Here is a 19,364-nt window from a genome sequence, read left to right on the forward strand (position 1 = left end):
GAGCGGTTGTGGGACCGGTACCGGCGGGTGGATCTGGAGATTTTGCTGCCGTCGGATCAGAGTGAGCATCCCGAGATGCTGCTGGGTGAGGTGTTCGTGCCGCAGTTGGTGCGGGATGCTCCGCCGCCGCGGGAGTTGCTGGAGCTACCGCGGGAGGTGTTGTTGCGGCTGGCGGGTTCGGGTGGGCTGGCCGAGGCGCCTGAGCTGCCGGAGGGGATGGATCGCGCGCGGCTGGAGCGGGCGCAGCGGGCGTATGGGGAGCGGCCGGCGCAGCCGGTACACCGCCGCCGGCGACGGCCAGCGCGTCGTGGCCCGGGACGTAGCTGAGCGCATGGCAGGCTCTGCCCTCATGGACCGCATCGAGTGGGAGAGCCTGCCCTCCGATCTGCGCGACGCCGTCCAGGACGAGTTAGGGCCGTTGGTGGAGATCGCCCTGGGGATATCTGGCCATGCCACCGGCATAGGACCACACCAGCGGCCCGTCCACTCACCCAACCGCCAGGACCAATTAACCCTGGTTAGGCCGGGCCGTTCCGGGCCGATCGGACCCGTGCAGTGACCGGACTACCGACAGCAGGTCACAGGCGCTCCCCAGATGGCCGGCCCTTGCATCCTCCGGTGGGTCGCCCTTGCCAGAACGCACATGGATCGCCCAGCAGCCCGCGGCCTGGGCGGCGGCAATGTCCGACTCCTGGTCGCCGATCAGCAAGGTGCGGTCTGGACGAACCTGCGCACGTTTCAGCGCCGCGAGGATCATGCCGGGACGGGGTTTGCGGCACAGGCATCCGTCGTCCGGGGTGTGCGGGCACGCGAAGACGTCGTCGAGGGAGAACCGCACGGGGCGAAGCCCGTCAATCATGCGGCGGTGGATGGCGTTCAGCTCGGCGCGGGCCAGCAGCCCCCGTCCGATGTTGGCCTGGTTGGTCACCACCATCATGCGGGTACCCGATTCCGAGAGCATGCGGACGGCCTCTCGTGCCTCGGGGAGCCACTCCCAGTCGGATTGGTGGCGCACACCTCGGGCCAGATCACGGTTGAGGACACCGTCCCGGTCCAACAGGACGAGGTCGAAAGCGAGGCCCGGCAGTCCTTCCGTCATTCGGGTGGACGGTTCCGATGCCGTGTCACCGCCGTGAACGTCACGCGCCGTGTCCATTGGTTCTGGGTCCACGAGGAGTTCATGGTATGGGGTCGCACCACCGCTGACCGGGTATGTCGGGCTCGTCGGAGTGGCGCGCCGACGCTCGATCAGGGGTGAAGAGCCGTGATGGCGAGTCTTGGACGTGACGGAGCTGCCAGCCGGCCGGAGTCGGCGCAATAGGACCGCGGAAAGATATCCCTTGCTTCTCCTAATATCAGAGTTCAGCGGGAGTATCGTGTCGCCACGACGGGAACGGGGCGGCTGTGAACAGACTTGTGCCTGACCCGGTGTTTCTGTTGTCGTCGGTTCGGTCGGGATCGACGCTGCTCCGTTGTGTCCTGGACAGTCACTCAATGGTCCATTCGCCGCACGAGCTGCATCTCGCCAAGCTCCGAGTGGTGTTGGCGGACGAGTTCGGCGAGGGGGCTATGGGGGTTTTGGGGGTGACGCGGTGGGACCTGGAGCACCTGCTGTGGGATCGGCTGCTGCATCGGGAACTGGTTCGCAGCGGCAAGCGCGTTATTGTGGAGAAGACCCCGGACAGTCTGTGTCATTGGGAGCGGTTGCGAGAGTGCTGGCCGGACGCCCGGTACATCTTTCTGCTGCGCCATCCCGCCCATATCGTCGATTCCCTGTACTCCGCCCATCCGGAACTGGGTCGAGAGCGGCTCTATGAAGAGCATCTGGAAAGGTTTGTCGCGCCGATGCGGCTGGCCCGAGAGAGCCTCGACGGGATCACCGTGCGCTACGAGGACTTCACCGCCGATCCAGCGGCCGAGGCCCGGCGGGTCTGTGCGTACCTGGGAGTGCCGTGGGAGCCGACCATGTTGGAGTACGGACGGGTTTCACGCCGTTTCCGTTATGGGATCGGCGATTGGGGAGACAGGATCAGGTCGGGTCGGGTTCAGTCGACGCGGTCCCTTCCGCTCCCGGACGATGTCCCCGACCAGTTGCGCGACTGGTGCCGCGCGTGGGGTTACATGCCCGCCTGAGCCCGGTTCTCCGGAGGTCAATCGAGATATCCCCATTCCCGGCACCAAGGTCGCAGCTTCTCGGGGACATCCTCGGGTCGCGGGGCCGGACGCGCCCGGTGAATACGACCAGATTTGATCTTCTCTCCCCAGTCTCCCACCCCCGGAGGGAACATCCGTTCGCTTTTCGTGTAATCCAGCATGCCCGGGTCCCAGGCGACGTCTAGATGGTGGCAGACGTACTCGATGACTTGGTTCGGGTTGGCGGTGAGCTCCTCGTACCGCACGGTGATTCCGGTGAGATTCGCACGCGCCTCTCGCATTGGTTCGACATCATGGAACAGTCGTAGGAGCAGTATGTCGGGGCTGAATTCCGGGTGGTTGTTGACCAGTGACTCGAAGATGTGCATAGGGTGTCGTAGCAGGAAGATGTACCGGGCGTCCGGCCAGCACTCCCGCAGCCGCTCCCAATGCTCCAGGTTCGCCGGTGTCTTCTCCACGATGATCTGTTTGCCGCTGCGGGCCAGCTCCCAATGCAGCAGGCGGTCCCACAGCAGATGCTCCAGGTCGTCGTTGGCGAGACCGAGCGCCTCGATGGAGTTGCGGGCGAAATCGTCCTCCATTTCGACCTGAATCTGGCGGAGGTGCAACTCGTGCGGTGCGCGTATGTCAGCGTGGGCGTTCATGATGGACCGCAACAGCGTCGAGCCCGACCGCGGCGCGGACATGATGAACGTCGGCGTGACGAGAGGCGTTTTCATATCATTTTCCTGATGCGCTGACTTGGTGGAAGTTCTCGCGGAGCGGGCTTCGCGTCCGCTTCCTTTTCGTGGAGCGCGGGTAAGGGTTTTCTCAGGTCGAGGAACCGGTGAAGCCCGACTCGTGCGCCAACTCGATCAGCCGGGTCGTGGAGCGTCCCGGAACGTAGGGGACGGTGAGTGTCTGCCCTCCCCAGGAGGCCAGCAGGTGGGCTTCGGGGAGTTCGGACGCCGTGTAGTCCCCTCCCTTGACCCAGATGTCCGGCCGCAGTGCGGTCAGCGGTGTTTCCGGGGTGTCCTCGTCGAACACCGTCACCGCGTCGACGGACTCCAGCGCTTCCAGCAGGGCGCGGCGGTCGGCGCAGCCGTTGACCGGGCGGTCACGGCCCTTGAGCCGCCGGATCGAGGCGTCGGAGTTCAGGCAGACGACCAGGCAGTCGCCGAGAACGCGGGCGGCGCGCAGCATGGCGATGTGGCCGACGTGCAGGATGTCGAAGCAGCCTCCCGTCGCCACCACGGTTCCGCCGGTGGCGCGCGTGGCGGCTACGACGTCCTCGGCTCGGCGCGGTGGGGTGGGTGACCACGACGCCATGTGTCCCGGCGTTCTGGCCGCTTTGCCGGACAGCGTGGTGAACGGGATCCGGACACGGGAGTCCGTCACTTGAGCGGCGTGCTTTCGTTCCCCGGCCTTCGGACGGCCCGCCGACGCCTCGCCGGCCGGCGCCGTGCCCAAACCCGCGGCGCCGCCCGCCGCGACATGGGCGCCGGCGTGACTGACGGCGGCCGTCACCGCTTCGGACGGGAGCGCGCCGGCGCCGAGTTCCAGCGCCACCGACGCGGCGAAGGCGTCTCCCGCGCCGCAGGCGTCAGCTTCGGGGTGCGCGGTACCTGGGACAATGAGCGGTATGTCCTCCCCAAGGTCCAGCAGGGCGCCGAGACGTCCCATCGTCACCGCGACCGCGGTGGACGACCAGTGCCGGGTGAGGACGGACGCACACCCCGCGGCGAGCGAAAGGACGTTGCCGTCGCCCAGGTTCTCTCCGGCCGTCACCACCGGGTGCGCGGCGTGCAGGGCCTCAGTGAGGTTCGGCGTCGCGATACGGGTGCCTGCCACGGGTGCCGGGCCCTTCGGATGCGGGTCCCACACAAGCGGCACGTTCTCGGCGCGCTGGGCGAGGAAGGACCGGATCCACGGGCGGGCGACCGTGCCGCGGCCGTAGTCGGAGACCAGGACGGCGTCGGCCCGGATGCCGGTGAGAGCTTCCAGGTCCGTGTGCGTTTCCGCGGCTCTGCTCTGTCCGCCCAGGTCCAGGCGAAGCAGCGCGTGCTGCTCGGTCCGTACGCGGACCTTCTCGGGCATCGGCCCGTCCAAGGGCAGCGCGACCAGGTCGAGGTGCACTTCCAGCAGGGCGCGCAGACACTGGCTCGCCGGGTCCGCGCCGATCGGAGCGACGAGCGTGACGTCGGCTCCGCGCCGGGCCGCGAGGTAGGCGGCCAGGGCCGCGCCGCCCGGACGGAGGTGCTCGCGTGGGGAGTCGACGACCGGGACCGGTGCTTCTGGCGACAGCCGTTCGACCGTCCCGATCAGGTCCCGGTCCAGCAGCGCGTCGCCGACCACCAGCAGCCGACCGTTCATCAGTCCTGTCCCAAGCGGGGAAGGGCGTCAGCTCCAGGCGTGGCATGTCGTATTCGGTCCGAACCGTCTCGGTGGAGTTCGGCGTTTACGCCGAGGGCGGCGTCCACGGCGGCGCAGAGAAGGTGCACGATCACCTGGTGCACCTCCTGTGCGCAGGCGGCCGAGGGAGCGTCCACGGCGATCGCCTCGTCGACCACACTGGCCAACGGGTTCGGCTCTGGCCCCGTCAAGGCCCAGACGCGGAGGCCGCTTCGGCGTCCATCGTCGGCGGCTCGCAGGAGGTTGCGGCTGGCGCCGCTGGTGGACAGCAGCACGAGAACGTCCCCGGTCCTGCCGTGGGCGCGAACCTGCCGGGCGAAGACCTCGTCGTAGCCGTAGTCGTTGCTGACGGCGGTGACGGTCGACAGGTCGGCGTGCAGGGTGACGGCGGAGAGTGGGACGCGCTCGTCGCGGTACCGTCCGACCAGCTCGGCCGTCAGGTGCTGGGCATGCGCGGCGCTTCCCCCGTTGCCCGCCGTCAGCAGCCGGGCGCCTCCGGCCAGTATCCCGGCGAGTTCGGTGCCCCACCGCTCGGCCGTCTCGACCTTGGGGCCGAGCTGTTCGAGCACGCTGACCAGTGCTGCCACATGTGCGCGTCCTAGGGGTGTCATGCCGGCTCCCGCGAGCTGGGGGCCGATCTGCGCCCCTCCTGATCGTTCGGCCGGAGACGTGCCCGACGAGTGCCCAAACCAAGCTGTTGCCCGCGGCAAACAATCGGATGCCCCAAAAGCGAAGAAAGTGGCCTATTTGGACGGCTCCCTCGGCACTTGGTTAACAACGAACCACGAAATGATTGGGTCGGCGAGACCGCGTTCTCGGTGGGTAGGGCTGATGATGGTTCCCGATAGCCTGCCGTCTTGAGGTCGATATGGTTGTTCAGCAGGACCTCGACTGTGTCGTGGTGACCGGTGGTGCGGGGTTTATCGGCTCTCACCTTTGCGAGCGCCTGTGTGAGTCCGGGACGAAGGTCTGGTGCCTGGACAATATGCTGACCGGCACCGTCGCTAATGTGGGGCATTTGGTCGATGACGTCAATTTCCATTTGACCTACTGCGATGTCACGGCCGGAGTCGACGTCCCCGGGCCCGTCGACTTCGTCCTGCACCTGGCGTCGCCCGCATCGCCGGTCGACTACCTGCGGCTGCCGATCCCCACGCTGAAGGCGGGCAGCCTGGGGACGCTGAACGCCCTGGACCTCGCCGCCCGCAAGGGCGCCCGCTTCCTCCTGGCCTCGACGTCGGAGGTGTACGGCGACCCGCTCCTGCATCCGCAGCCGGAGGGCTACTGGGGGAATGTGAACCCGGTCGGCCCACGCTCGGTGTACGACGAGGCGAAGCGGTTCGCCGAGGCGCTGACCGCCGCCTACCACAGGACCGGACGCGTCGACTCGGTCATCGTCCGCATCTTCAACACCTACGGCCCCCGCATGCGCTCGCACGACGGCCGCGCCGTTCCCACCTTCATCCGGCAGGCGCTGGCCGACGAACCGCTCACCGTGGCGGGCGACGGTCTCCAGACCAGATCGCTGTGCTACGTGGACGACACGGTCGACGGGATCCTCGCCGCGGCGGCGTCCGGTCATCCGGGTCCCCTCAACATCGGCAACCCCGAGGAGACGACCGTCCTGGACCTTGCGCGGTGCGTCCGTCGCCTCACCCGATCGCACTCCCCGATCGTGCACGTCGAACCCGCCGTTGATGATCCGAAAGTGCGGTGTCCCGACATTTCGCTCGGTCACGCCGTGCTGGACTGGAGACCGCGGGTTCCCGCCAACGAAGGGCTGGCGCGGACGATCGCCTGGTTCGCCGGTCAGGGGGCAGGAGATCCACGAACGACGACGGTCCCCGCACCCGAGGCCACGCCGATGCCCGATGACGACGCTTCCGTCGGTGCCGACCCTTGACCGGCACGGCAGCGGACCAAGAGTGCTCCAAGACCACCAGAGCAAGAATCTCACCCGGTCTCCTTTGGCGGGCTTTCGGCTACTTCCAGCCGTACTGGCGCAGAGGACTGGTCGTCTTGGCGTGCATCGCCGCCCAGTCCTTCCTCATCCTCGTCCCCGCCATCGCCTACAAGCGACTCGTGGACTACCTCGGCCAGGGCGATGGCTCGTTCACCCAGATCCTGATTCTCGTCGGCGCGGCATTGGCCGCATCGTTCGGCAGAGGCTTGATCGGGGTGGCCGAGTTGCTGCTCACCGAGCAGATCAGCCAGGGCATCGTGCGGACGTTGCGCCACAGCCTCTTCGGCCGCCTGCTCGCCCAGCCGGTCGCGTTCTTCGCCACCCGCCCATCGGGGGAGGTGATGTCGAGGTTCAGCAACGACGTCGGAGCGGTGCAGAACGTCATCACCTCGACGGTCATAGGGCTTGTCCGCAACACGCTGATCTCGGTCACCACGCTCGTGCTGATGCTCACCTTCAGCTGGAAGCTCACCATGCTGACGGTGCTGCTCGTCCCGGCGGTCGGGCTGCCGGCGCGCCGGTTCGGGCATCTGGCCTATGGCGCCCGCCGTGACGTCCAGCGCAGCGTCGCCCGCATGACCTCCTACTTGCAGGAGATACTGAGCGTGTCCGGGATCGTGCTGGTGAAGACGTTCGTGCGTGGCCGGGACGAACGGCGGCGCTTCGGCGGCATGGTAGACGAGCTGCGTGTCTTACAGATCCGGACGGCGCTCAATGCCCGCTGGTTCGGGATGTGGAACGACAACCTCAACCAGATCGGCCCGACGCTGCTCGTGTTGTGCGGGAGCTATCTGGTGCTCACCGGCCAGTCCACGGTCGGCACCATCTTCGTTTTCGCGACCGTGCTGGGCGGCCAGTTCACCGGCGCGGTGAGCAAGGTCGCGGCGATGTACGTCGACATCGCCGGTGCCATGGCTCCGTTCGAGCGGATCTTCGAGCTCCTCGATCGCCGTCCGGAGGTCGTCGACGCGCCCGGTGCCCGCGAGCTGTCGGGGGTGAAGGGCGCCATCCGGTTCGAGGAGATCACGTTCTCCTACGAGGGGGCGGCGCATCCCGCGGTGGACGGCTTCACCGCCGAGATCCCCGCCGGGGCGATGGTCGCGCTGGTGGGGCACTCCGGCGCGGGAAAGACGACCCTGGCCAACCTGCTGCTGCGGTTCGCCGACCCGCAGGCGGGCCGGGTGCTGATCGACGGGCACGACCTGCGCGAGATCACGATGGAATCGCTCAACCGGCAGATCGGCGCCGTGTTCCAGGAGACCTTCCTCTTCCACGCCTCACTGCGGGACAATCTGCTTTACGCCCAGCCGGAAGCGTCCGACGAGGCGCTCGCCGCCGCGGTGCGCGCCGCCTGCCTGGAGGACGTGCTGGCCACGCTGCCGGACGGCCTGGACACCGTTGTGGGGGAACGCGGGCACCGGCTGTCGGGCGGCGAGCGGCAGCGCGTCACGATCGCGCGGGTGATCCTCAAGGATCCGCGGATCCTGCTCCTGGACGAGGCGACGTCCCATCTCGACTCGCTGGCCGAGCAGCGCGTCCAGGCGGCGCTACGGCTGCTGATGCGCGGCCGGACGAGCCTGGTGATCGCGCACCGGCTGTCGACGGTGCTGGCCGCCGACCAGATCCTGGTACTCGACCAGGGGCGGCTCGTCGAGCAGGGCGCGCACGCCACGCTGCTCGCGCGCGGCGGCCGTTACGCCCAACTGTGCAACGCGCAGTTCGCGGATCATCGGGGCGCCTGCCTTATCACCCGTGAAAAGCATCCCTTGTTCGATTTTTCGACGAAGCGAACAAAAGGGTAAGCCTCGGAACAAGCGGACCCGGGCACAGGAATCTCACCACAAATTCCCAAGGAGAGTAAAACGCGAACCCGGCAAACCATTGCGTGCCGTCTGGTTTCGCGCCGACGGCGGGCGGGGGATGACCCCCCACGACATACCGAGGAGGAAGGTTTGCCCTACGAGACGGAGATTCGCGACCGCCTGATCGCGCGCGCGATGCGCGACCACGATTTCCGGGAATTGCTGCTCACCTCCGCGGCGGACGCGTGCCAGGAAGAACTCGGCCTGATTCCGCCGGGATGCGACGTGCGGGTTGTCGCCGACAGGCGGGACGTCATCCACATCGTGGTTCCCGCGCAGCCGGACGGGGACGGCCCGTGACCGTGCGCGTGGGTCTCATCGGCGCCCGGCGCGCACATGAGGGCACAGGTCCATTCGTCGCGGCGCACCTGGCCCGCGCGGAAGCCCAGGTCACCGCAGTCGCGACCAGCGGTGCCCGAAGTGCGCTCGTCGCCGCCAACGACCTGGCGGGCCAGGGAGTGGCCTGCGAGCCGTGGCCGACCGCGGAGCGGCTGCTGGCCGAGGCCGCCATCGACGCCGTGGCCATCTGCTCGCCGCTGGACACACATCTTCCTTACCTGCGGCTCGCCCTGGAGCGCGGGCTTCATGTTCTTTGCGAGAAACCCCTGTCTTCCTGGCATGCCCCAGAGGATCTCGAACAGGTGGAAAGCCTCATCGCCGCCTACGCCAAACGAGAACTGACCGTTCATGTCAATACTCAGTGGCCGTACACCTTGGAAGACTTCCGGCATCTGCACGAGCTGGACCGGCTGCCCAAGGTACGCGAACTGAGGATGGAGCTGGCCCCGTCGCGTCCCGGGGCAAGGATGCTCCCAGAGGCACTTCCGCATGTGATCAGCATGCTCACCGCGACGTGTCCGGCCGTAACCACGGTGGCGCAGGTTACCTACGAGCGCGTCGGGGATGCGCTCACCATTGGCTTCGTCGCTTCGGGAACCGGCGCTTCAACCGACGCCGGACCGGTCGACGTCACTTGCGAGCTGCGGCCGCGCCCGCGCCAGCCGCGCCCGGCGGCATTCGAGATCAATGGAATGCGGGCCGAGCGTGTGGTGGACATGGCCAACGGATATCAAATGTCCTTCCGTTCCCATGGAGGCCGCCGACAGATAGCGGACCCCCTGGGCGCGTCAGTCGACGACTTCCTTGCCAAAATCGCGGGCAAGAGCCCCAATGGATATCAAACCATAATCCTCAACGAGAGCCTCGGTGGACAGATCGTAGGTTCACTGCCGCAAGAGCTGACCGGATCCGATCGAAGCGACAAGGAGAAAGAGCGTGCCCAGGATCGAACATGACTTTGTCGCAAAACTCCGGCAACCCCATATCGCGGACCACGTGGATGATGTAGTCGCCGCACTGGCGAACGATGACGCCGGTTTTCCCGGTGGTGCACCGATCTCCATCAACCTCGACCTCACCACCGCGTGCAACTACCGGTGCGACCACTGCATCGACTACGAGATCCTCAACTCCGGTCCGGGTTACGACCAAGGGGTGGTGCTCAGTTCCCTGGTGTCGATGACGTTGGCCGGGCTGCGATCGGTGATCCTCATCGGCGGTGGCGAGCCCACCGTGCACCCGCACTTCGCGAACGTCGTCGAGGCGATCAAGATGCTGGGCCTCCAGTGCGCGATCGTCAGCAACGGCGGCCGCCCGGAGAAACTGCGTCGGGTCGCCACTCTCCTCACCGGGGGTGACTGGGTCAGGCTGTCCCTGGACGCCGGCACCGACGAGACCTTCCAGGCCATGCACCAACCGGTGCGTCCCGTGCGACTGGAAGAGATCTGCGAGTCGGTCCGGGAGGCTAAGAAGGACAATCCCGCGGCCCGGTGGGGATTCTCGTTCATCGTCTCCTGGTCGGGGCTGAGCGGACCGAACGAACGTCCGCTGGAGACCAATGTCCACGAGATCGCCGCGGCCGCCGCACTGGCCAAGGACAGCGGATTCGACTACATCTCCTTCAAGCCCATGCTCCAGCGGGACGCGGAAGGCGCCGAGACGATCGCCTGGCCGCCCGGCGTCGACGGGGAACGGCTGCGCGCCGAACTGACCCACCAACTCGAAAAGGCCGGCGCTCTTCGCGCCTCGACCTTCCAGGTTTTGGAAAGCCTCAACCTCGACGCGGCCGCGAAAGGCGCCGACAGCCATCTGCGCGACCAGCCGTCCCGCTGCGCCATGCACTTCTTTCGCCAAGTGCTGACGCCAACGGGCGTGTACGGGTGCGCCGCCTACCGGGGAGACCCCAAAGACCGGCTGGGCGAGGCGGACGCCTATGCCGGGGTGCGGCCGACCCTCGCGACGGGAGCCCGCACCCATGCGCACGTTGAGGCATTCGACGCCGCCCATGAGTGCCGCAACATCACCTGCATCTACAACTCCGCCAACCGATGGGTCGACTCGCTGCGGGAGACCGGCGAGGCCACGGCTGCCGGTGCCCAGATCGGCGACTACTACCTGTAAGACGTGCTCGGAGCCAGACCGTCGAGGCCACGAATGCGCTTCCACCAATTTCGGCGGATCCGCAAGGAGAAGGCATGCGTTCAACCGAAGACCTGCCAACAAACCTAGCCAGCGAATGGCTGGCACAGTACCGAGATCTGCTCGACCACGCGCCGCAACTCGCCGAACGGCTGCGGGCCCGTCCGGAAGAGGAGTTCGTGCTCGTTCCCGTTCCGCGCCCTTTGTTCGACCGCCTCCGTCCAGGCGTACTCGAAGCAGCAGCACGGCGTACCGGCAGCCGCTCAGCCACCGAAAGCAAACGGCGGCGGACGCTTCCGGTAGCGGACATCACCGGGAGGCCGTGATGACCGCCTTCTCCGACTCGTTCTTCTTGCAACTCAGCAGGGAATGGCTGCTCCACTACGCACGTTCGATACGCAACAACGACACTCTGGCCGGCAAGCTCGGCTCACAGGAAGAGCATTTTGAGCTGGTACCGGTCCCCCGAAGCCTGCTCGACCAGTTGGCGCTCCTGCCCGCCGGCGGCGAGATCGACTGGACCGGTGAGCAGGTGTCGTCGCTGCTGTCCTCTCTCGCACAGTCCGAGCGGCCGTCCGAGCGCCAGGGCGCGCCGGTCACCGCACCAGACGCCGAGAGTCTCCGATGACCACAGCCGACGACCTGTCACCCGTGCGCTGGCCAGAGTACGCACGGGTTCGCGAGCTATACGGGATCCTCCACTCACTCGCCAACCGTCCACTGTCCGCGGGCAACCAAAGCGCCGTGCGCGGCGCACGGAAGAAGACCGACGCTCTGCTCGCCGAACTCGCCGCTGAGTCATCCACGGATTCCCTCGTGCAGCCCGAGGTCCTCTCCGTGCTCATGTCCGTCCTCGGCACCGCGAGCGACGACACGCCGATGACGGCGGCCCGTTCGGTGGTGAGTTCGATCGGAGCGGCGCTGCGCGACTCCTTCCCCATACCGCCCGAGCCGATCTGCCATGTCGCCCGCCTTGATCCGTCGTCCGTCCGGCGACTCGTCGTCCAGGTCGGGCCTACGATCGGGCTCGGCGACGAGCTGCTGCTGTCGCGGGCACTGGCCGAGCGCGCGGCGGCGACAGGCGTCGAGCTGGAGGTGGCGTCCGAGCGTCCAGGGTTGTGGACTTGGTACGAGGGGGCTCGGCCCGTCGACGGGACGGGCTGCGTCGCGGCGCTGCGCCACATCGCCGAGCTGCCCGACGTGGAACGTGCCAGGACGGCGTACCTGCACATTGACTTCGAGACCACACCGGGTGAGACCGTCTACATCGGCCCGCCCAGGCTCGCGTTCGCCGGTCATTGGGCGATGCAAGGGGCGACCGGACGGTTGCTGGACCCGTCCGACCAGATCACCTACGGTCTGCGCTATCCGGACGGTCTGCCTGAGAGCCGCTGGCTGGAGAGCCGCTGGCTGGCAGGTCGCGTCCTGCCGGACGGAGCGGGCGCCCGGCCCGTGGACGCGCCCTGCGGGGCATGGCGGGCCGCCCGCACGCCACGACCCGGCCGGATGCTCCTCCAGGTCCTGACCTCCAAGCCGAGTCTGATGCTGCCGCCGGAGTTCTACACAACGATCGTGGCGCAGCTCGCCGCGACGACCCACGCCGTCACCGAGGTACGGCTGCTGAACGCTCCCGACCAGGCCGGCCGCGACTTGGTCGCGCGGACGGCCAAGTCGATCCGGGACGGCTCGCCCGTCCAGGCCGTCACGGTGGAACCCGACACCGACCTCGCGCACACCTTCGCGAGCGTCCGCGACGCCGAGTTGTTCCTCGGGCCCGACACCTTCACCACCCATGTGGCGGCACTGGCCGGCGTCCCGCAGGTGTCGATGTCGTTGCCGGAGCATTCGGCGTGGCTCAGCGTGGCGGCACCGGCGGTCACCGTCCCGTTCCTGGGTGACCGGGGGCTGTTCACACAGCGCGTGGTGCAGGCGGCGGCCGCCATGCTCTCCACCTCCCGCACGGAACCGCTGGACCAGCGGGCGGCGACCTGGGCGGAACGGATCGCCCGAATCGACGAGGCCGTGCGCCACTACCTGCACGACGAAGACCCCGGCGCCCTGCTACCGCTGGTGGAGGAGATCAAGCTGACGCACGACACGGTGACCGTCCTGACCCGTGCGACACCGCCAGACGTCGCGTGGCTGACCGGCGGCCTGTCCGCCACGCCACCGCCCGCAGCCGGGTCCGCGCACTATCACCGACCGGCGGACCTGGCCAACGCGATGGTCCGCTGGTACCGGGAGATCGCAGCGAGCAATCTGTCGGGCCTGCTTCTGGCGCGGAAGGCGGTCGCCGATGCTGCCTCTTGAGCTGTATGAGCGCCTGGCCCATCTGAATGAAGCCCACAAACCCGCCAAAGACGGCTTTTACGCCGACACCGAGGAACAGCGCGGCATTCTCCTGGCGGAGGTGCGAAGAGCGCGTGATCAACTGCTTGCCGCTTTCATGGCTCCGGCCCAGCTGCGGTGGCCCGACGTGGAAACGCTGTCCCGGGAGACGCGGGAGTACGCGCGCCGCTGCGACTGGACGCTGATCGACCTGGTCGCCTTGGCCGCGTCCCTGCGGGTCGGCGCCGCGGAACTGAGCCGCCGGCTCGCCGCCCCGCTGCTGGCCTACCAGGCACTGCGGATGCTCGACGACGTCATCGACGGTCACCTGGACTACAAGGGCGGATACCAGACCTTCTACGGGGCGATGCTGCGGGCGCACGGCGCCGATCCGGCGCGGGGACTCACTATCTGCACCGCGGCGGCCTTGCTGGCCGAAGGGGCCCGCCATTTGGACGAGCCGCAGGCGCTGCGACTGCACGAAACCCTGGCCGCCGCCATTCGGGAACTCCATGGGATCGGCCCGAACGAGCGCCAGGACTACCTCGGCATGGTCGACGGAAAGATGGGGGCCTACAGCTCGATCATCTACGGCCCGGTCCTCGCCGACCTGGCCGAGGCGCGGGCGGTCGAGACCTTCCTGGCTCGGACATTCCTCGTCTCGCAGGTCATCAACGATCTGCATGACCTCGACGACGACCGAGCACGGAACCAGCCCAACTTCTGGCTGCTGTATCCGAGCACGGGTGAAGCCGCGACGGCCTGTGGCCTTCACCTCGACGAACTGGAGGCGGCTTACACCGCGCTTCCCGACAGCGCACGTCCATACGGTGACACCCGACTGGCGGACCTTTCGGGCTACGCCCTTGAAGTGGCGAAGCGCTCCCTCGACACCATTCCCGTGAAAGGATGATCCGATGCGCGTCCTCATGGTCGCCTATTACTGGATAAATGACGGAAAAGAGTCAATGATCGGCGTCCACAAGCGCTGTCTCCGGGTGGGGACGGCGCTGGCCGAACGTGGGCACGAAGTTCTGCTCGCACCCCACGGCATGAAGCTGCCTGCGGAGGAGCCGCCTGGCATCACATTCGTGGAACTGCCGTTCACCCCACCGCGGGACAAGAACGAATGCTTCGGCCTTGCCGAGGAGGGGTCGAACAGGCTGCGAATGCTGGACCGGCTCACCGAACTCGCTCCCGACCTGCTGGTGATAGGCGAAGCTCCACTGAGCGGGATGTTCCTGGAGACCGCCATGTGCACGGCGGAACTCGACCTGCCCACCGTCATCTTCGACAACGCCTACGGCGACTTCCTCGCCGAGCAGATGTGGTACGGGCAGAACGGCTTCGCCGACGCGATGGTCCTGACCGGACCGACGTCATTCCACTGGAGTGACGCGCCGAGGTGCGTACGGCAGGTCGCGCCGTTCGTCGACGACGTGCCCGACGCCGCCGAGGACCTACTGGACGACCTGGGAATACATGCGGAACCCCTCGTCACGATCTTCGCCTACGACACCAAGGTCGAACGCGTCGCCCTGGACGTGGCCGCGTCCCTGGACGCCGACGCCCCGACACTGCTATTCCTGTCGCGCGACCCCGAGAAACTGCGGGCGCGGCTCGACGACCTCCGGCCGCACGTACAGACCCATGTCATCGCACCACCCGCCGACCCGGTCTTGTTCGACTTGCTGCGGCGGTCGCAGCTGGCAATCGTCAAACACGGCTTCATGCAGATCACAGAGGCCGTGTCGCTCGGCACACCGGTGCTCTCGATCCGCCACAACGGCGCCGAATGGATGGCGTACACACCGGACTTCTTCCACCAGTTCGTCGCCGTCACGCCGGGGGACGACCTGAACAAGACCCTCGCGGAGATCGGGCGCCTTCTAGCGCTCCCTCCCGAGGAGGTGGCAAAAGTCCACTCGGGGCCATTTCAGGCGGCCGAACAGGTGGCTGCTTTCCTGGAAGAGGCGCATGCGGCGGGACGGCGCGACAAGGAGGAGGAATGCGAAGCTCGCGGCTTCACATTCGGCCGGGTGACACGGGCGCTGCGGCACCTTGTGGGCCCAGAGGTCTCATCTGTCCACACGTTGCGGGCAACGCGGATCAACGCCTCACGCCAACGCGATCAGTACGCGCTCTACGTCGGCTACACCGCCAACGGCACGGACCGCTCAGCACGCCTGGTCGGAACGCTCTACTCGTTCCCCGGCGCGGCTCACGGCCCCTACGCGGCCGACCACGCCAACGACAGGTCGTTGTACACCTCTCCCGACGGACGCATCGTCCTAGGCATCGAGGTGCTCCAAACCTAAAAGGCTCCCGCCTTTATCGGACAACTCCTGAAGGCCGTTCCGTAATGGGGCGGAGAAGCCACCCGCGGTGAACGCCCGGTCCGGGGCGGGAAACCCGGCCCGGGCCAGGCACGTACCAATTAGGTCAAACAGTGAGTGGGCGCCCCGACCAGCACGTGGAGGCTCCTGCGCTCAGGGGGAACGATGTGGGTACTCGGGGTCAACGGGCCACCGATCGGATGGCACGATCCTTCCGCCTGCCTCCTGGACGGCGAAGGCCGTGTCGTGGCGTTCGCGGAGGAAGAACGCTTCGACCGGCGCCGACACGCCCCGCACGCACGGCCGGGGACGGCCGTCGAGTTCTGCCTGCGCACGGCGGGAATCAGCCGCGCGGATATAGACATCGTGGCGGTGGGCTGGGACACGCCGGGACTGGCGCCGGATCTGTACGAGAACGACGTGGCGTTCCTCGGCCGCCTTCTCGGTTGGGAGAACCCGCCCCCGTCGGTCAAAGTCGTCCACGTCCCCCATCACCTCGCGCACGCCACCTGCGCCTTCTACGCCTCGTCCTTCGACGAGGCGGGCGTCGTGGTGGTGGACGGGACGGGAGGCCGCGAATCGACCTCCATCTGGCATTTCAGATCGGGCCGGGCACCGGTGAACGTCCGTGAATGGCCCCAGTCGCACTCTCTCGGACACGCCTACGACGGCGCGTCGCACTGGCTGGGGCTGGGATTCTTTGCGGCGGGAAAGACGATGGGCCTCGCGGCCTACGGGCGTGCGGCCCGGCTCCAGGTGCCCGAGCTGGCGGCGTTCGGTGACGCCGAGTACCGGCCGGTCGTGGTGGACGACCCCGCGGTCGCTGGTTATGACCCGGCCGACATGGTCGGGATGTGTCATCAGACGGTAGCGGCGTGGCGCCGTACGTACGAACGCATCGCCGGGGCCCCGGGGCCGTGCGAGCCCAGTGGCAGTCTCGACCGGGACCCGAAAGCGGTCTTGGTCGCCTACACCGCCCAACGCCTGGTGGAGCGGTCCGTCCAATGGCTGGCCGCGCATACCCGGGAGCTGACCGGCGTCTCCGCACTGTGCCTGTCCGGGGGTGTGGCGCTGAACTGCTCGTCCAACGGGATGGTCCCCGCGCCGCTGTACGTTCCGCCGATGCCGCACGACGGCGGCGTGGCGCTCGGGGCGGCGTGGCACGTGCGTCCGCCCGGGGCGGCGTGGCACGTGCGTCCGCCCGGGGCCCGGCGGGAACCGTTCGTCCCCTTCACCGGGCGGACGCCGGGCCCACCACCCGAGTGCCCGGACGGGCTGGAGTTTCTCGATTTCTGCCCCGACCAGGTAGCGGCGCTGCTCCTGGACGGACGCATCGGTGCAATCGTGACCGGACGCTCCGAGGCCGGACCGAGAGCACTGTGCAACCGGTCGATCATCGCGAGACCGGCGCCCGCCCAAGTACGGGAACGGCTGAACACGATCAAGGAGAGGGAACAATGGCGTCCGTTCGGCCCGGTGGCGAGCGCCGCCGCGAACCCGCGGCTGTGGGACGACGTCGGCGAGCTGAGCCGATACATGCTGGGTGCCGCACGGATGACGGAAGCCGGTCTGGACGCGACCCCGGCAGTGGCGCACGCGGATGGGACGACCCGCCCCCAGGAACTGCGGCCGAACGACTCGCCATCCATGTCGTCCGTGCTGGACGCCATGGCGGCCCAGGGCGCGGCTCCCGTCCTCGTCAACACTTCCTTCAACGGCCGCGGCGAACCGATCGTCGACACCGCCGCCGACGCCCTGGCCGCGTTCCATCGTCTCGACCTCGACTTTCTCATCCTGGAGGACCGCATCCTCCGCAAGCCCCGCTAGTCCGAGGACACGGATAATGCACATGCCGCCCCGCCGGTTGCTGCAGTCCCCGCGGAAGCAGCACCGGTCTAACACGCGGGCAGCTGATGATGGAGAAGCGCCGCCGCTGAGCCCAATAGTGATCATCTGATGTGGTTCAGTGCACCTCGACTCGACGCCGCCGTCCCCAAGGACCTGGAGCTGCACCTGGTGCTGGACAACTACGCCACCCACACGACCATGCTTGTTCACCCGTCCGGCATCGATGTGTCCAGCGCCGTCCTGCGTCACCTGTCCGACCGCCTGCGGAAACACCGCCGCGCCCTGGGCACCCGGTGGCGGCGCCTGCCCGCGGGCCGCCAAGCCCTGCCCGTCCTCGCCCACCTGCGCAACGGGCACACCTACGCCCAGCTCGCCGCCGGTTCCGGCATCGGGATCACCGCCGCCTACCGCTACATCACCAAGGCGATCGAGGTCCTGGCCGCCCCGGCCCCGACGCTCGCCCAAGCGGCCCGGACGGCATCGACGAAGGCGTTCGTCCTGCTCGACGACACGCTGCGTGCCGATCGACCGGGTCGCCGCCGACCGGCCCTTCTACTCGGGAAAGCACAAGAAACACGGGATCAACGTGCAGACCCTCGCCGATCCGGCCGGACGGCTGCTGCGGGCTTCACCGGCCCTCCCCGGCGCCGTCCACGACATCCGCGCGGCCCGCGAACACCGCATCATCGACGCCCTGGCCGAAACCGGCACCACCTGCTGGGCCGACAAGACGTACCAAGGCGCCGGCGGCACCATCCGCGTCCCCTACCGCGGGCGGCGGGAGAAGCTCTCGGAGGGACAGCAGGCCGTCAACCGGTCTCATGCCAGGATCAGGGCGCTGGTCGAGCAGGCCGTCGCCGCACTCAAGTCCTGGCGCCTCCTGCGCAGGCTCCGCTGCTCACCGGCCCGGACCACCGGCCTCGTCCAAGCCGTCCTCTACCTCCATCTGACCAGCAGACTGAAGATGGAAAAGGCTCAGTAAGTGCGAATCCCGTATGCAGGCGCAACTGGCGTGCTCAGCGTGTACCCAACGAGTGATTTCCCGGTCACTACGCGGCCAGAGGTAACTAGTAGGCATGTCTGGCAACCCGCTTGCATACTCTAAGTATCGACTTGTATTCACTAGGTGCACACTTTGGTGTTGCGGGGCACACCGGTCGTTCGTCCTCGAGCAACACTGCCGGCCGTTCAGAACGCGGTCGCACCATCGACACGATCGGAGCGCCATGGACACCCCCTCGTCTCCGGCCGCCGGCGTCCCCGCCGCACCAGCGAACGAGCCCCCCAGCGAAGTCGGAGGCAGGCGCCGGATCCCGCTCAGCCCGACCGGGATCGGCACCTCCAGCGCCCGGGTGGTCGGCCGCTCCGGCGTCACACGCGCCTCCGGCATCGCACCGGCGAACGTGCAGGCGCCCCCCGCCGCCGTCCCGGCGGACCGGGAGGGGAAGGGCCCGCCGGCCTTTCCCGGAGGAACTCCTGTGTGGCGGGAGCACTACCGGAACTGGTCTGGCGAAACCGACGTCGCCGATGTGTGGACGTGCGCGCCCCGTTCGTCGGACGAGGTCGCTGTGCTGGCGACCTGGGCACGCGCCAACAGGTACCGGCTGCGTCCCCGGGGCAGGGCCCACACCTTCGCCCCGCTCAGCCTGTCCGGCCGGGAACACGTGCTGCTCGCCGACACCCGGCACCTGGCCGGGGTGGAGATGGCCTCCCCCGCGACGGTCCGGGTCGGCGCCGGAACCACCGTTGACGCGCTGGCGGCCTTCCTCGAAGGTCACGGACTCGGACTGCCCGCACTCCCCGCGGTCGGCGACCTCACAGTCGGGGGCGTCCTCGCGGTCGGCGCGCACGGAACAGGTGTCGCCGGCGCGAGCGGTCCCCTCTCTGTCAGACTGCTGTGACACAAGGCACGAATGAGTCCTTCTGATATCAAGCAGGGCGGGACAGGACGAAGAGCGCAGTGACGATGACTCTCGCCGACCAGGCCGCCGTGACGACACGGCA

At 67.8% G+C, this 19,364-nt stretch carries 18 protein-coding genes and 1 pseudogene; 15 read left to right on the plus strand and 4 right to left on the minus strand.

The window, feature by feature from the left end; all coding sequences use genetic code 11:
• Positions 1-327 (plus strand): hypothetical protein (locus tag E1281_RS40405; RefSeq protein ID WP_165959047.1); only part of this gene is annotated, 327 nt, incomplete at its 5' end.
• Between the two features lie 181 nt (positions 328-508).
• Here E1281_RS40405 and E1281_RS22280 read toward each other — a convergent pair.
• Entirely contained in the window at positions 509-1,099 is a 591-nt protein-coding gene (locus E1281_RS22280) for an HAD-IIIA family hydrolase (RefSeq protein WP_165959048.1), read from the minus strand.
• 329 nt (positions 1,100-1,428) lie between these two features.
• Between E1281_RS22280 and E1281_RS22285 the strand changes: the two genes are divergently transcribed.
• Complete coding sequence (locus E1281_RS22285; protein WP_243717244.1) at positions 1,429-2,133, plus strand: sulfotransferase; 705 nt, start codon at positions 1,429-1,431, stop codon at positions 2,131-2,133.
• 17 nt (positions 2,134-2,150) lie between these two features.
• On the opposite strand, the gene E1281_RS22290 is transcribed toward E1281_RS22285, so the two are convergent.
• The 3 genes from E1281_RS22290 to E1281_RS22300 all read right to left on the minus strand — a co-directional run bounded on the left by E1281_RS22290 (position 2,151) and on the right by E1281_RS22300 (position 5,132).
• Positions 2,151-2,873: a sulfotransferase gene (locus E1281_RS22290; RefSeq protein ID WP_131881225.1), complete on the minus strand. Its 723-nt coding sequence runs from the start codon at positions 2,871-2,873 to the stop codon at positions 2,151-2,153.
• A 91-nt stretch (positions 2,874-2,964) separates the two neighbouring features.
• Positions 2,965-4,506 (minus strand): PfkB family carbohydrate kinase, encoded by a 1,542-nt coding sequence (locus E1281_RS22295; protein ID WP_131881227.1) that lies wholly within the window; start codon positions 4,504-4,506, stop codon positions 2,965-2,967.
• Positions 4,506-5,132: an SIS domain-containing protein gene (locus tag E1281_RS22300; protein ID WP_243717243.1), complete on the minus strand. Its 627-nt coding sequence runs from the start codon at positions 5,130-5,132 to the stop codon at positions 4,506-4,508. Before E1281_RS22300 ends, E1281_RS22295 begins: the two co-directional genes overlap by 1 nt.
• Before the next feature lie 281 nt (positions 5,133-5,413).
• Between E1281_RS22300 and E1281_RS22305 the strand changes: the two genes are divergently transcribed.
• The 13 genes and pseudogenes from E1281_RS22305 (at position 5,414) to E1281_RS22365 (ending at position 19,261) form a co-directional block, all read left to right on the plus strand.
• Positions 5,414-6,448, plus strand: a complete 1,035-nt coding sequence (locus tag E1281_RS22305; protein ID WP_131881230.1) for an NAD-dependent epimerase/dehydratase family protein — start codon at positions 5,414-5,416, stop codon at positions 6,446-6,448.
• Between the two features lie 116 nt (positions 6,449-6,564).
• Positions 6,565-8,310, plus strand: a complete 1,746-nt coding sequence (locus tag E1281_RS22310; protein WP_165959049.1) for an ABC transporter ATP-binding protein — start codon at positions 6,565-6,567, stop codon at positions 8,308-8,310.
• A 150-nt stretch (positions 8,311-8,460) separates the two neighbouring features.
• Positions 8,461-8,670: a hypothetical protein gene (locus E1281_RS22315; protein ID WP_131881234.1), complete on the plus strand. Its 210-nt coding sequence runs from the start codon at positions 8,461-8,463 to the stop codon at positions 8,668-8,670.
• Positions 8,667-9,665, plus strand: a complete 999-nt coding sequence (locus tag E1281_RS22320) for a Gfo/Idh/MocA family oxidoreductase (protein ID WP_165959050.1) — start codon at positions 8,667-8,669, stop codon at positions 9,663-9,665. The genes E1281_RS22315 and E1281_RS22320 overlap by 4 nt, the downstream gene beginning before the upstream one ends.
• On the plus strand, positions 9,646-10,830 hold the full coding sequence (locus E1281_RS22325; RefSeq protein ID WP_165959051.1) for a radical SAM protein: 1,185 nt from the start codon (positions 9,646-9,648) through the stop codon (positions 10,828-10,830). The genes E1281_RS22320 and E1281_RS22325 overlap by 20 nt, the downstream gene beginning before the upstream one ends.
• A gap of 74 nt (positions 10,831-10,904) precedes the next feature.
• On the plus strand, positions 10,905-11,174 hold the full coding sequence (locus E1281_RS22330) for a hypothetical protein (RefSeq protein ID WP_131881240.1): 270 nt from the start codon (positions 10,905-10,907) through the stop codon (positions 11,172-11,174).
• Positions 11,174-11,476: a hypothetical protein gene (locus E1281_RS22335; protein WP_131881241.1), complete on the plus strand. Its 303-nt coding sequence runs from the start codon at positions 11,174-11,176 to the stop codon at positions 11,474-11,476. Before E1281_RS22330 ends, E1281_RS22335 begins: the two co-directional genes overlap by 1 nt.
• Positions 11,477-11,592: 116 nt before the next feature.
• On the plus strand, positions 11,593-13,158 hold the full coding sequence (locus E1281_RS22340) for a hypothetical protein (protein ID WP_207943425.1): 1,566 nt from the start codon (positions 11,593-11,595) through the stop codon (positions 13,156-13,158).
• Positions 13,145-14,089, plus strand: a complete 945-nt coding sequence (locus tag E1281_RS22345; RefSeq protein WP_131881244.1) for a hypothetical protein — start codon at positions 13,145-13,147, stop codon at positions 14,087-14,089. The genes E1281_RS22340 and E1281_RS22345 overlap by 14 nt, the downstream gene beginning before the upstream one ends.
• A 4-nt stretch (positions 14,090-14,093) precedes the next feature.
• Positions 14,094-15,494, plus strand: a complete 1,401-nt coding sequence (locus tag E1281_RS22350; protein ID WP_131881246.1) for a hypothetical protein — start codon at positions 14,094-14,096, stop codon at positions 15,492-15,494.
• 183 nt (positions 15,495-15,677) lie between these two features.
• Positions 15,678-17,339, plus strand: coding sequence for a carbamoyltransferase C-terminal domain-containing protein (locus tag E1281_RS22355; protein WP_131881248.1), 1,662 nt, complete (start codon positions 15,678-15,680; stop codon positions 17,337-17,339).
• A 219-nt stretch (positions 17,340-17,558) separates the two neighbouring features.
• A pseudogene (locus E1281_RS22360) lies at positions 17,559-18,342 on the plus strand (transposase family protein).
• A 244-nt stretch (positions 18,343-18,586) separates the two neighbouring features.
• Positions 18,587-19,261 (plus strand): FAD-binding protein, encoded by a 675-nt coding sequence (locus E1281_RS22365; RefSeq protein WP_131881250.1) that lies wholly within the window; start codon positions 18,587-18,589, stop codon positions 19,259-19,261.
• Positions 19,262-19,364: the final 103 nt, after the last annotated feature.

The sequence above is a fragment of the Actinomadura sp. KC345 genome (assembly GCF_004348515.1).
In the GTDB taxonomy this organism is placed as follows: domain Bacteria; phylum Actinomycetota; class Actinomycetes; order Streptosporangiales; family Streptosporangiaceae; genus Spirillospora.

What these genes read in the sequence shown, in the direction of transcription:
- E1281_RS22280 (WP_165959048.1), bottom strand. Translation starts at nt 1,099, where the DNA reads ATGACGGAAGGACTGCCGGGCCTCGCTTTCGACCTCGTCCTGTTGGAC.
- E1281_RS22290 (WP_131881225.1), bottom strand. Translation starts at nt 2,873, where the DNA reads ATGAAAACGCCTCTCGTCACGCCGACGTTCATCATGTCCGCGCCGCGG.
- E1281_RS22295 (WP_131881227.1), bottom strand. Translation starts at nt 4,506, where the DNA reads ATGAACGGTCGGCTGCTGGTGGTCGGCGACGCGCTGCTGGACCGGGAC.
- E1281_RS22305 (WP_131881230.1), top strand. Translation starts at nt 5,414, where the DNA reads ATGGTTGTTCAGCAGGACCTCGACTGTGTCGTGGTGACCGGTGGTGCG.
- E1281_RS22330 (WP_131881240.1), top strand. Translation starts at nt 10,905, where the DNA reads ATGCGTTCAACCGAAGACCTGCCAACAAACCTAGCCAGCGAATGGCTG.
- E1281_RS22335 (WP_131881241.1), top strand. Translation starts at nt 11,174, where the DNA reads ATGACCGCCTTCTCCGACTCGTTCTTCTTGCAACTCAGCAGGGAATGG.
- E1281_RS22345 (WP_131881244.1), top strand. Translation starts at nt 13,145, where the DNA reads ATGCTGCCTCTTGAGCTGTATGAGCGCCTGGCCCATCTGAATGAAGCC.
- E1281_RS22350 (WP_131881246.1), top strand. Translation starts at nt 14,094, where the DNA reads ATGCGCGTCCTCATGGTCGCCTATTACTGGATAAATGACGGAAAAGAG.
- E1281_RS22355 (WP_131881248.1), top strand. Translation starts at nt 15,678, where the DNA reads ATGTGGGTACTCGGGGTCAACGGGCCACCGATCGGATGGCACGATCCT.
- E1281_RS22365 (WP_131881250.1), top strand. Translation starts at nt 18,587, where the DNA reads ATGGACACCCCCTCGTCTCCGGCCGCCGGCGTCCCCGCCGCACCAGCG.